The organism is Bradyrhizobium sp. SHOUNA76, assembly GCF_023006445.1.
Lineage (GTDB): Bacteria > Pseudomonadota > Alphaproteobacteria > Rhizobiales > Xanthobacteraceae > Bradyrhizobium.
In genome coordinates, this window is the sequence record NZ_JALBHA010000153.1 from 1 (window position 1) to 12,045 (window position 12,045).

General features: G+C 65.0%; 10 protein-coding genes. 7 read left to right on the forward strand and 3 right to left on the reverse strand.

Annotated elements, in window-relative coordinates:
• Positions 1-353, reverse strand: a 353-nt coding sequence (locus MOV74_RS17700) for a S1C family serine protease (protein ID WP_246924964.1), incomplete at its 3' end; no start/stop codon positions are given.
• Positions 354-640: 287 nt separating this feature from the next.
• Between MOV74_RS17700 and MOV74_RS17705 the strand changes: the two genes are divergently transcribed.
• From MOV74_RS17705 to MOV74_RS17735, 7 genes are all read left to right on the forward strand, one after another.
• Entirely contained in the window at positions 641-2,059 is a 1,419-nt protein-coding gene (locus MOV74_RS17705; RefSeq protein WP_246924967.1) for a M20 family metallopeptidase, read from the forward strand.
• Positions 2,060-2,319: 260 nt separating this feature from the next.
• Positions 2,320-4,110: a peptide ABC transporter substrate-binding protein gene (locus MOV74_RS17710; RefSeq protein WP_246924970.1), complete on the forward strand. Its 1,791-nt coding sequence runs from the start codon at positions 2,320-2,322 to the stop codon at positions 4,108-4,110.
• 30 nt (positions 4,111-4,140) lie between these two features.
• Positions 4,141-5,100, forward strand: a complete 960-nt coding sequence (locus MOV74_RS17715; RefSeq protein ID WP_246924973.1) for an ABC transporter permease — start codon at positions 4,141-4,143, stop codon at positions 5,098-5,100.
• Entirely contained in the window at positions 5,066-5,983 is a 918-nt protein-coding gene (locus MOV74_RS17720) for an ABC transporter permease (RefSeq protein ID WP_246924975.1), read from the forward strand. The genes MOV74_RS17715 and MOV74_RS17720 overlap by 35 nt, the downstream gene beginning before the upstream one ends.
• A complete protein-coding gene (locus MOV74_RS17725) occupies positions 5,983-6,978 on the forward strand; it encodes an ABC transporter ATP-binding protein (protein WP_246924977.1) in 996 nt (331 codons plus the stop codon). The genes MOV74_RS17720 and MOV74_RS17725 overlap by 1 nt, the downstream gene beginning before the upstream one ends.
• Entirely contained in the window at positions 6,975-7,943 is a 969-nt protein-coding gene (locus MOV74_RS17730) for an ABC transporter ATP-binding protein (protein ID WP_246924979.1), read from the forward strand. The genes MOV74_RS17725 and MOV74_RS17730 overlap by 4 nt, the downstream gene beginning before the upstream one ends.
• A 42-nt stretch (positions 7,944-7,985) precedes the next feature.
• Complete coding sequence (locus MOV74_RS17735; protein ID WP_246924982.1) at positions 7,986-9,248, forward strand: MFS transporter; 1,263 nt, start codon at positions 7,986-7,988, stop codon at positions 9,246-9,248.
• A 12-nt stretch (positions 9,249-9,260) separates the two neighbouring features.
• Here MOV74_RS17735 and MOV74_RS17740 read toward each other — a convergent pair whose 3' ends face one another.
• Positions 9,261-9,884 carry an HAD family phosphatase gene (locus MOV74_RS17740; RefSeq protein WP_246924984.1) on the reverse strand — a complete coding sequence of 208 codons (624 nt, stop codon included), beginning with the start codon at positions 9,882-9,884 and terminating at the stop codon, positions 9,261-9,263.
• A gap of 88 nt (positions 9,885-9,972) precedes the next feature.
• The gene (locus tag MOV74_RS17745) at positions 9,973-11,877 is read right to left on the reverse strand and encodes a sensor domain-containing diguanylate cyclase (RefSeq protein ID WP_246924987.1); all 1,905 of its coding nucleotides are present in this window, start codon (positions 11,875-11,877) and stop codon (positions 9,973-9,975) included.
• Between the last annotated feature and the right edge of the window lie 168 nt (positions 11,878-12,045).

The window sequence follows — 12,045 nt, forward strand, 5'->3', positions numbered from 1 at the left end:
GAGCCGAGCGGCAGCGGCTCGACGTCGAGCGGGCCGAGCGCCTGCACCAGCCCGAACCCGGTCTCGGAATCGAAGCCGAGCGCATGACCCTCCACCACGCGTCCGTCGGCGCGGTGCAGCCAGACCGACTCCGCCTCGGTAATGAGATAACCTATCGTGAGCACCAGCCCGTCGTCGATCACGACCCCGTTGCCGGCCCGTTCGGTGCCCAGCGTCTCGGCGCTGAAGGCGTCCGGCGGGATGATGGCATGCAGGCCGACAACGGATGCGAGCGCGCGGTCGAGATCGAAACCGTAGTCGCCCGCACGCGGCTGATTGGCCGGCGGCACTCTCCATTCGGTCAGGGCGGGCATGGAGTTCTCCTGGCTGAGTGCATCGCTCCGCGATTGCAGAGGAGCGAGGCGCGAAGCAGGCCTAATTTAGGCCGGGGGAGGCCGTCTTTAAAGCCTCGTTTCTAACTATTCGTGAGGACGACGCGCGAGATATTTCGAAAGGCACAGAAGCGCCTCATGCACGGGTGGCAGGCGACCCTCGATCCGGCATGCGTCGCATGGCTGCCGTCCGGCGAGGTGCTAGGCGCGGTGCGGTGAAACTGCTAACCATTGCCGCTTCGTTTGACCAAGGGATCACGGATCGAAGCATGGATAACCGCAGCGACATCTGGCGTGGCATCGACACGATCAAGGCGCGTTTCATCGACCTCAGCGACAAGGTCTGGGGCATGCCCGAGGTGTGCTACACCGAGGCGCGGTCCGCCGCCGAGCATCTCGCCGAGCTGCGTCATCAGGGTTTCCGCATCACAGAGAACGTCGCCGGCATTCCGACCGCGGTGATGGGCGAGTGGGGCGAGGGCGGTCCGGTCATCGCCTTCATGGGGGAATATGACGCGCTGCCCGGCCTCAGCCAGGAAGCGGGCGTGGCCGAGCATCGTCCAGTCGAAACGGGCGGGCACGGCCACGGCTGCGGTCACAATCTGCTCGGTTCCGCGGCGCTGCTCGCCGCGACCGCGGTGAAGGACTGGCTCGCCGAAAACAAGGTGCCCGGTCGCGTGCGATACTATGGCTGCCCGGCCGAAGAAGGCGGCGCGGCAAAGGCCTTCATGGTGCGCTCCGGCGCGTTCGAGGACGCCGACATCGCCATCACCTGGCATCCGCACAGCTTCTGGGAGGTCGCGGTGACGCCGTCGCTCGCCAACACGCGCGCGGACTTCATCTTCACCGGCCGAACCTCGCATGCCGCGGCCTCGCCGCATCTCGGCCGTTCCGCGCTCGATGCGGTGGAATTGATGAATGTCGGCGTGAACTACATGCGCGAGCACATGCCGAGCGACGCGCGCGTGCATTACGCGCTGCTCGACACCGGCGGCATCGCGCCCAACGTGGTGCAGGCCCATGCGCGGGTGCGCTATTCGATCCGTGCCCGCGATCTTCCCGGCATGAACGAACTGGTCGGACGCGTGAGCAAGATCGCTGAGGGCGCGGCGCTGATGACCGAGACCAAGGTCGAGATGAAGATCATCTCAGCGGTCTCCAACATCCTCCCGAACACGCCGCTGGAGCAGGCGCTGCACCGGGTCATGGAAGAGCTCGGACCGCCGCATTTCGACGACGCGGACAAGAGCTTTGCCGGCCAGATCCGCGCGACGCTGAGCGACAAGGATATCGCGTCGGTCTATTACGCGATCGGCATGGAGCAGACCGATCGGCCGCTGGCCGACTTCCTGGTGCCGCTCGATGCCAAGCGCAATCCGCTGGTCGGCTCGACCGACGTCGGCGACGTCAGCTGGGTGGTGCCGACCGTGCAGGTTCACGCACCCACGGTTGCAATCGGCACGCCCTTCCACACCTGGCAGGTGGTGGCGCAGGGCAAGAGCCCGCATGCCCACAAGGCCATGGTGCAGGCGGCCAAGGCGATGGCCGGTCTCGGCATCAAGGCGCTGACGGATCCGGAGCTGATCAAGGCAGCCAAGGCCGACCTGAAAAAGCGGACGGCCAAGACGCCCTATGTCTGTCCGCTGCCGGATCATGTTGAGCCGCCGCTCGACATGTCCGTCGCGTAGAATTTCGTCTCGATACTTCGTCTGATCGGCGAACAAATTTTTCGCACTGCAGCGTGCAATCCAGCATGTTTTGATGCTGGATTGCCGAACGGATGGGCTGCAGACCGCAGTTTTGCCCAACAGACAGCCAGAAGACCGTTTGCATACACACGGTCGCAGTTGACGCGCCCCCCATTCGGTGTGCCATCTACTGCCAGCCAAATGGGCAGCCACGTAATGCGGCCGCCCTCATCACTATGGGAACCAGGCGGGGGACAACCATGCTGGATAAAGAACTGCGTTCGATGATCGGCAAAGTGAAGGATGGGCGGATGGATCGCCGCGCCTTCATCCAGCGTCTTGCTGCCGTCGGTCTCACCGCACCCCTGGCCAACCAGATCCTCGCGCTCGGCGGCGTCGCCATGGCCGAGGGCACCTCGACCTACAAGCCCACCAAGCGTGGCGGCGGCGGTGCGCTGAAGCTGTTGTGGTGGCAGGGACCGACCTTGCTCAATCCGCATTTCGCCACCGGCACCAAGGACCAGGACGGCTCGCGCCTGTTCTACGAACCGCTCGCCTGCTGGGATCCGGACGGCAACATGAAGCTGGTGCTGGCGTCGGAAATTCCCTCGACACAGAACGGTCTGCTGGCCGCCGACGGCAAGTCGGTGACGTGGAAGCTGAAGCCCGGCGTGAAATGGCATGACGGCAAGCCGTTCTCAGCCGACGACGTCGTCTTTACCTGGGAGTACATCAGGGATCCGGCGACCGCCGCCGTCACCGTGGCGACCTACCGCGACATCACGGTCGAGAAGGTCGATGACCTCACGGTCCGCCTCAGCTTCAAGAAGCCGACACCGTTCTGGGCGGACGCCTTCGTCGGTGCGACCGGACAGATTCTGCCCAAGCACCTGTTCGCCGAGTACAAGGGCTCCAAGTCCCGCGAAGCGCCGAACAATCTCGCGCCGGTCGGCACCGGCCCCTATAAATTCCTCGAATTCAAGCCCGGCGACCTGATCCGTGGCGAGATCAACAAAGACTATCACATGCCGAACCGGCCCTATTTCGACACGCTCGAGATGAAGGGCGGCGGCGACGCGGTCTCGGCCGCACGCGCGGTGATTCAGACCGGCGAGTATGATTTCGGCTGGAATATCCAGGTCGAGGACGACGTTCTGCTGCGCCTGGAGAAGGGCGGCAAGGGCAAGACCATCTATGCCGTGGGCGGCGATACCGAGTTCATCGCACTCAATTTCACCGATCCAAACACCGAGGTCGACGGCGAACGCGCCTCGATGAAGACCAAGCATCCGCTCTTCTCCGACCCTGCCGTGCGCAAGGCGCTGTCGTTGCTGGTCGATCGCGATTCCATCAAGAAGGCAATCTACGGCCGTGCCGGCCGCACCACCGCGAATTTCCTCAACGGCCCCGAAAAGTTCGTCTCCAAGAACACCTCGTGGGAATTCAGCGTCGAGAAGGCCTCGAAGATCCTCGACGATGCCGGCTGGAAGCCCGGCGCGGACGGTATTCGCGAGAAGGATGGCAAGAAGCTGAAGCTCGTGTACCAAACCTCGATCAACGGTCCGCGCCAGAAGACCCAGGCGATCGTCAAGCAGGCCTGTCAGAAGGCCGGCATCGACGTCGAGCTGAAGTCGGTCGTGGCATCGGTGTTCTTCTCGTCGGACGTCGCCAATCCCGACACCTATGCCAAGTTCTATGCCGACATCGAGATGTTCCAGATCCCGATGAGCCAGCCGGATCCGGCCCAGCACATGCGCCGCTATCATTCGAGCAACGTGGCGACGAAGGAGAACAAGTGGCAGGGCACCAACTTCCCGCGCTACGTCAACAAGGAGTACGACGCCACCATCGACGCCGCCGACGGCGAGATGGATCCGGTCAAGCGCGCGGCGCTCTATGTCAAGGCCAACGATCTGCTGTTCCAGGACACCGTGTTCATTCCTGCGCAGCACCGGCTCAAGGTGGAGGCGGCCTCGAACACGCTGCGGCCGGTAATCTCCGGCTGGGCCAACGAGACCGACAATCTGTTCGACTGGTACCGCGAGGAATGATCCCCCAGCGCTAGACGGGGGCTTTCCCTCATGAGTCAATACGTTCTACGTCGCCTCCTGATCGCGCTTCCGAGCCTGCTCGGAATCTCGGTCGTGCTGTTCGTCGTGCTTGCGCTCGCGCCCGGCGACCCGTTCTCCGAATTGGCGACCAACCCGAACGTTCCGCCCGAAGTGCAGGCCGCGCTTCGGGCCAAGTTCGGCCTCGACGATCCGATTCACCTCCGCTACCTGCATTGGCTCAACGCCATGCTGCACGGCGACTGGGGCTTCTCCTTCGTCAGCCGGATGGACGTCGACACGCTGATTCTCCAGCGCCTGCCGGCCACGCTCTATGTGATCGGCTCGGCGCAGATCCTGGCCCTGCTGATAGCGATCCCGGTCGGCGTCTATGCCGCGACCAAGCCGTACTCGCTGTTCGACCAGATCGCGAACACGCTCGCCTTCGTCGGCTTCTCGCTGCCGACCTTCTTCACCGGCATCCTGTTCATCCTGATCTTCTCGGTCACGCTGGACTGGCTGCCGTTCGTCTATACCACCGACATCAAGGGCACCGGCATCCGCTGGGTGCTGGAGATGATCCGCCAGGCGATCATGCCGGTGGCGGTGCTCGGCCTGTTCCAGGCGGCGTCGATGACGCGTTTCGTGCGATCGGCGATGCTGGATGTGATCCGGCTCGATTACGTCACCACGGCGCGCGCCAAGGGCCTCGGCCAGGCCAAGGTCATCGTCAAGCACGTGATGCGCAACGCCATGATCCCGGTCGTGACGCTGATCGCGCTGCAGATGCCTGCCGTGTTCGGCGGCGCCATCGTCACCGAGCAGATCTTCCGCATCCCCGGTATCGGCTCGCTGCTGATCTCTTCGATCCTGTCCAACGACACGCCGGTGGTGATGGCCGTGACTTTCGTCTTCGCGTGCCTGGTCGTGTTGTTCAATCTCATCGCGGACGTTCTTTATGGCTGGCTTGACCCTCGCATCTCCCTCCGCTGAGCGGCGCGTCTACTCGCCCTGGCGCGAGACGTGGCGGCGCTATAGCCGCCACAAGCTCGCCGTCGTCAGCGCCTTCCTGCTCCTCGTTCTGGTGCTCGCCGTCGTGGTCGGGCCCTTCGTCTGGCGCATCAAGATCAACGAGATCGACATCGTCGCGGGCCTGCAAGGACCCTCGCTCGCCCATCCCTTCGGCACCGATGATCTCGGCCAGGACATTCTGGCGCGCATGATCTATGGCGGCCGCATCTCGCTCGCGGTCGGCCTCGCCGCGATGCTGGTCTCCGTCTTCATCGGCACCCTGATCGGTGCGCTGGCCGGCATGTCGCGCGGTGCGCTCGGGCACGGCCTGATGTGGCTCACCGACCTGTTCCTGTCGCTGCCGCAACTGCCGCTGCTGCTGCTGCTGATCTATCTGTTCCGCGATGGGCTGAAGCAGGTATTTGGTCCGGAAGGCGGCATCTTCATCCTGATCGTGCTCGTGATCGGGGGGCTGCGCTGGATGCCGGTGGCGCGGCTCGTGCGCGCGCAGTTCCTGTCGATCCGCGAAAAGGAGTTCGTCGAGGCGGCACGGGCACTCGGCGCCAGCCCGGTGCGGCAGGTGGTGCGGCATATCCTGCCGAATGCGCTCGGCCCGGTGATCATCGCCGGCACCATCGACGTCGCCGCCGCGATCATCGCGGAATCGACGCTGTCCTTCCTCGGCCTCGGTTTCCCGCCGGATACGCCGACCTGGGGGCGCCTGCTGTACGACGCCAAGGACTTCCTCGACATCGGTCCGCACTGGGCGCTGTTTCCGGGCGGCGCGATCTTCATCGCGGTGGTCGCCATCAACTTCATCGGCGACGGCCTGCGTGACGCGCTCGATGCGCGACGGGTGATCTGATGGCGCCGCTGCTCGAGATCAAGGGCCTGAAAACCCACTTCTCCACCGACGACGGCATCCTCCAGGCCGTCGATGGCGTCGACATCTCCATCAACCGGGGCGAGACGCTCTGCGTCGTCGGCGAATCCGGCTGCGGCAAGACCGTGACCGCGATGTCGATCCTGAAGCTGATCGCGATGCCGCCGGGCCGGATCGCGGCGGGCCAGATCATCTTCGAGGGCCGCGATCTCGTGCCGCTGACCAGCAGTCAGCTCGACGAAATCAGGGCCAAGGAGATCGGCTTCATCTTCCAGGAGCCGATGACCTCGCTCAACCCGGTGCTCACCATCGGCGAGCAGATTGCCGAGAGCCTGCGCCGCCACGAGGCCGTGACGAGGAAGCAGGCGCTCGATCGCACCATCGAGATGCTGAAGCTGGTGCAGATCCCGAATGCCGAAGGTCGCGTGCACAATTATCCGCACCAGTTCTCCGGCGGTATGCGCCAGCGCGTGATGATCGCGATGGCGCTGGCCTGCAAGCCGAAGCTGATCATCGCCGACGAGCCCACCACCGCGCTGGACGTCACCATCCAGGCGCAGATCCTCGACCTGCTCCAGGACATGAAGGAGCGCTTCGGCATGGCGGTGATGCTGATCACCCATGCCATGGGCGTGGTCGCCGAGACCGCGCAGCGCGTCGTCGTGATGTACGCCGGCAAGGTGGTGGAGGAGGCGCCGGTCGACGAGCTGTTCGGCAATCCCCGCCATCCCTATACGCAAGGGTTGATCCGCTCGATCCCGCGCATCGATCTCGACAGCGAGCACAAGACGCGGCTCGAGGCGATCGGCGGCTCGGTGCCGATCCTGATCAATCCGCCGGTCGGCTGCCGCTTCGCGCCGCGCTGCAAATTCGCCATGAGTGTCTGCACCGAGAAGGAGCCGTTGCTGCGCGAGGTTTCGCCTGGCCATCGCATGGCCTGTCATCTCGGGGATACAAATCTGGGAGGCGCGGCATGAGCGAGCCCTTGCTGCGCGTCAGCGGCCTGAAGAAACATTTCCCTGTGCTCGGTGGCCTGTTGTCGCGCCAGGTCGGCACCGTCTATGCGGTCGACGGCGTGTCGTTCTCGGTCAACCGCGGCGAGACGCTCGGTCTCGTCGGCGAATCCGGATGCGGCAAGTCGACCACGGGACGTTGCGTGCTGCGCCTGATCGAGCCGACCGACGGCGAAGTCACCTTCGACGGCCAGGACGTACGCCAGCTCGGCGGCAATGACCTGCGCGCGATGCGCCGGAACATGCAGCTGGTGTTCCAGGACCCGTTCGCCTCGCTCAATCCGCGCATGACGGTCGGCGCGATCCTCGGCGAGGCCTTCACCATCCACAATCTCGCGTCTTCCGCCAGTGAGCGCGAGGAACGTGTCGCGGGCCTGCTGGTCAAGGTCGGGCTCAAGGCCGAGCACATGCGGCGCTATCCGCATGAATTCTCCGGCGGCCAGCGCCAGCGCATCGTGATCGCGCGCGCGCTCGCAGTCGAGCCGAAGCTGATCGTCTGCGACGAGCCGGTCTCGGCGCTCGACGTGTCGATCCAGGCCCAGGTCATCAACCTGCTGGAAGACCTCCAGGCGGAGCTGAACCTCACCTATCTCTTCGTCGCGCACGACCTCTCCGTGGTCGAGCACATCTCCGACCGCGTCGCGGTGATGTATCTCGGCCGCATCGTCGAGTTGGCGAAAGCGAGCGATCTCTACCGCAACCCGCAGCATCCCTATACCAGGGCGCTATTGTCAGCGGTGCCGGTGCCCGATCCCAAGCTCAAGCGCGAGCGCGTCCGCCTCAAGGGCGACGTGCCGAGCCCGATGAAGCCGCCGTCGGGCTGCCACTTCCACACCCGCTGTCCCATCGCCCAGCCGCGCTGCGCCGAGAGCGCGCCCGTGCTGAAGGAGGGCGCTGGGGGGCATTTCGTGGCGTGTCATCTGGCCTGACGCCGGCAGGCGATTGCGACGGATTGGTGCGGGGAGGGGAACGTGAGTCAGATCCATGATACCGGTCTCATCGTGACTGAAGCGGAGCTGCTTTCGACTCGAGCCTCCAAAATCGGCGCCGATGCGCGCCGGGCGTTGTGGGGATCTGCGCTGGGTTACGGCATGGATGGGTTCGATCTGCTCATCCTGGGCTTCATGCTGACGGCGATCTCGAAAGACCTTCATCTGACACAGCCGCAGGCTGCCTCGCTGGTGACCGCGACACTGGTCGGGGCGGTGCTCGGTGGCTTCGTCTTCGGCCTGCTGTCCGACCGGCTCGGCCGGGTCCGCGTCCTGACCTGGAGCATTGTCCTGTTTGCGGTCTTCACGGGACTATGCGCCTTGGCCCAGGGCTATTGGGATCTCATGATCTACCGGGCCATCGCCGGCATCGGGCTCGGCGGCGAATTCGGCATAGGCATGGCGCTGGTCGCCGAGGCCTGGCCGTCGGACAAGCGGGCGCGGGCGACCTCCTATGTCGGTCTCGGCTGGCAATTCGGCGTGCTCTGTGCGGCGCTGGTGACGCCGATCCTCCTGCCTCTCATCGGCTGGCGCGGCATGTTCGCGGTCGGGCTCTTTCCGGCTCTGGCTGCCTATGTGATCCGGCGCAGGCTGCACGAACCCGACATCTTCCTGGCACGCAGAGCCACGACGACGGATGCCGTCGCCTCGCTTCGCGCGCTCGTCGCCGACAGAGAGACGGCAAAGATCAGCCTTGCCATGGTCATCCTCTGCTCGGTGCAGAATTTCGGCTATTACGGCATCATGATCTGGCTGCCGAACTATCTCTCGACGCGGTTCGGTTATGGCCTCACCCAATCGGCAGTCTGGACCTCCGTCACCATTGCCGGCATGGCGCTTGGCATCTTTCTGTTCGGCCATGCGGCCGATCGCTTCGGTCGCCGTCCTGCGTTCCTTACTTACATGCTGGGCGCAGCCGTCATGGTGCTGGTCTATTCGCAATTGACTGCCGCAACCGCGCTGTTGATCGGTGGAGCCGTGATGGGCTTCTTCGTCAACGGCATGCTCGGCGGCTACGGGGCGCTGATGAGCGAGCTCTATCCGACCGCTTCGCGGGCGACTGCACAAAACGTGTTCTTCAATATCGGCCGCGCGGTCGCGGGGTTCGGTCCGCTGGTGGTCGGCCTGATCAGCGCATCCTACGGCTTTCCGACGGCGATCGGTGCGCTGGCGCTGCTCTATTTGCTCGATGTCGTGGCGCTGCTCGCGCTGGTTCCGGAGCGGCGCGGCGCGGAGCTTGCCTGATTCGGCGTCTGCTCATGACGCCTCGAGCAGGCCGTGCATTGCGAGCGCCTGCCTCAGAGCCTCCGGCGTGGTGTGATGATGCGCCAGGAGACCGGCTTCCTTCGCTCCGGCGACATTCTGCGCGAGGTCGTCGATGAAGAGAACGGTCGCGGGCGCCACCTGCAGCTCGGACAGGCAGAGACGGTAGCAGCGCGGGTCCGGCTTCGCGGTCTTGAACTGGGCCGAGGTGTAGATATTCGCGCCGAACAGCGGACGCAGCTCCGGCAGCAGCGTGTCGATGTGGTCCGCGACCAGCGTGGTGTTGTTGGTCAGCACGGCGATATCGACGGTCTTGCGCAAGCTCGCGGCAATTTCCAGCATCGCGCGATCCGCCCGCATCGAGCGGCGCCGCGCCTCGACCCATTCGTCGAGCGACAGCGGATAGCCGATGCGCTCGCCGAATCCGCGCAGATAGTCGGTGGCATCGAGCGCGCCGGAATCGCCGAGGAGCTCGAATCCGCTGTCCCAGATCGCCTGGTGGACGGTCTCGCTGCTTGATCCCGCAAGCTCCGCCAGACGCGCGACACGTTTGCCCCTGTCGTAGTCGCACAGGACGTTGTCCATGTCGAAGAGGACGAGCTTGATCCCATCAGTCACGGCGGACACTCTCGGATCGGCCGAACATCCGGCCGCGATCCGAATCATATCGTGCCGGAACGTGCGCGACAAACGCCGGCCGATCCCGTCAAGCCGTCTTCGCGGGCCATGGTATGACCTGTCCCGACATCACCAGCCGGTCACGGCCGCCGTCCTTGGCGGCGTAGAGCGCGCGGTCGGCGGCGGCGACCAGCGTGCTGCAGTCCATCGTGGTCTCGGACGGAACAGCCGATGCGCCGCCGAGGCTCGCAGTCACCAGCCGGGTCGGCGGATTTTGCCCATGCAGCATGGCGAGCTCGTGCAGCGCCTGGCGAATTCCCTCGCCGACCTCGGCGCAGCCGTCAGGGCCGGTGTTCGGAAGCAATACGGCGAATTCCTCACCGCCATAACGCGCGGCGAGATCGGCCGGGCGCCTGGCCTGAGCCGATAGTATGCGGCTGAGCGCGCGCAGGCAGGCGTCGCCCGCTTGATGTCCGTAATGGTCGTTGAACTTCTTGAAATGATCGACATCGATCAGCAGCAGCGAGAGCTGCGTGCCGTCGCGCCGGGACCGCGCCCATTCGTCGGCAAGGCGCTCGTCGAATGCGCGCCGGTTGGCAAGACCCGTGAGGCCGTCGGTCGTCGCCAGCGAGGCGAGCTTGTCCTGAAGGTCCTTCTGCTCGGTCATGTCACGCACGACCGCGACGACGCCGTCGATCGCGCCGCTGTCCGACGCCAGGGTCACGTGCAGCGCCGCCTCGGCCCAGATTTCGCCCTTGTCGCGATGGCGCTGGCGATAGACGAACCTCGCCTCCTCGGCTTCGCCATTCTTCAGCGCGGCGATGGCTTGCTCTACCCGCTCCATGTCGTCCGCGTGAATGCCGGCCAGGGCCGACGTGCCCAGCAGTTCTTCGGCCGACCAGCCGGTGATGCGCGCGCAGGACGGAGAGACGTAGAGCAGCCGGTTATCCAGCCCGATGCGGGTCACCATGTCGCTGGATTGCTCGGCCAGCAGGCGGAAATTGGCTTCCTTGGCGACGAGGGCCTGTGCCGTGCGTTGCCGCTGCAGCAACTGGCGGACAAGGTAGTAGCCGATCACGGCGATCAGCAGGACGAGACCGACGACGAAGGTCATGCGCGCGGCTGCCGCGCTCCGCCAGGGGGCCAGCACGTCGTCCTGCGACTTGCTCGCCAGCACCATCAGGGGATAGCGGCTGCTGCGCTGGTAATAGCTCAGCCGCTGCACGCCATCGAGCGGCGACTTGAAATAGTAGACCGCCGCGGCGGGGCGGCTTTTCCACCCCTTGAACAACGGCGCATTGGACAGGTCGCGTCCGGCGAAGGCGCCGCTCTCGTCGCGGCTGCGCGCCAGCATGATGCCACTGTTGTTGAGCAGCGACGCCGAGCCGTTCGGGCCGATGTCGAACCGCTCGTAGAACTTGGCGAAATAGCTAACGTCGATCGTGAGCAGAGCAACGCCGGCGAAGCCGCCGTCGGAATCGTTGATCCGGCGGGACGCGGTGATGATCCATTGGCCTCCGGCGCGGCTTTTGATCGGAGGTCCGATCAGCGTGCCCGGGTCCGGCGAGTCGCGATGGCGCCGGAAATATTCGCGGTCGCTGTTGTTGAGCTTGGAGAAGTCGAGGCGCTCGGTCGTGGCAAGCCACCGGCCGCTCGCGTCATAGACGAAGATGCCGCGGATGCGGTCCGATGATTTGCGCGTGGGGAGATAGGCCTGGAGCTTTGCGATCGTGTCCGGTCCCGTTCCGTCGAGTTCGAGCCGATGGACCAGCCCGACCAGGAGCGTATCGACGAGCTCGAACGTGTCGTCCGCATGCTGGACCAGGGCATGGGCCAGATTGGCGACGTCGACTTCGGCGTTCCTGAGGTCGGCCTCGCGCGCTTCCCATTCGCGCCAGGCACTCAGGCCCAGGATCGCAACGCAAATCAGCACGACAAACCCTGCCGCCCAGAGCGGAAGACGCGTCTTGCCGAGTTCGCGGCTCGTGACCATCAGGTTTGCTCCAAATTGGAGCAAACCTCTCACTTCCACCTTAACGGCCTGTTGCGATATTCGCGATGATTGCGCTGGTCCGTACTGGACCGGGGACGGTTGTGGATATCACGAGCCTCGCGTCGGGCGGAGGGGTCACGCCGCGCCGCGCGCGACGGTTCCGCCCGG

What these genes read in the sequence shown, in the direction of transcription:
- MOV74_RS17705 (WP_246924967.1), top strand. Translation starts at nt 641, where the DNA reads ATGGATAACCGCAGCGACATCTGGCGTGGCATCGACACGATCAAGGCG.
- MOV74_RS17710 (WP_246924970.1), top strand. Translation starts at nt 2,320, where the DNA reads ATGCTGGATAAAGAACTGCGTTCGATGATCGGCAAAGTGAAGGATGGG.
- MOV74_RS17715 (WP_246924973.1), top strand. Translation starts at nt 4,141, where the DNA reads ATGAGTCAATACGTTCTACGTCGCCTCCTGATCGCGCTTCCGAGCCTG.
- MOV74_RS17720 (WP_246924975.1), top strand. Translation starts at nt 5,066, where the DNA reads ATGGCTGGCTTGACCCTCGCATCTCCCTCCGCTGAGCGGCGCGTCTAC.
- MOV74_RS17725 (WP_246924977.1), top strand. Translation starts at nt 5,983, where the DNA reads ATGGCGCCGCTGCTCGAGATCAAGGGCCTGAAAACCCACTTCTCCACC.
- MOV74_RS17730 (WP_246924979.1), top strand. Translation starts at nt 6,975, where the DNA reads ATGAGCGAGCCCTTGCTGCGCGTCAGCGGCCTGAAGAAACATTTCCCT.
- MOV74_RS17745 (WP_246924987.1), bottom strand. Translation starts at nt 11,877, where the DNA reads ATGGTCACGAGCCGCGAACTCGGCAAGACGCGTCTTCCGCTCTGGGCG.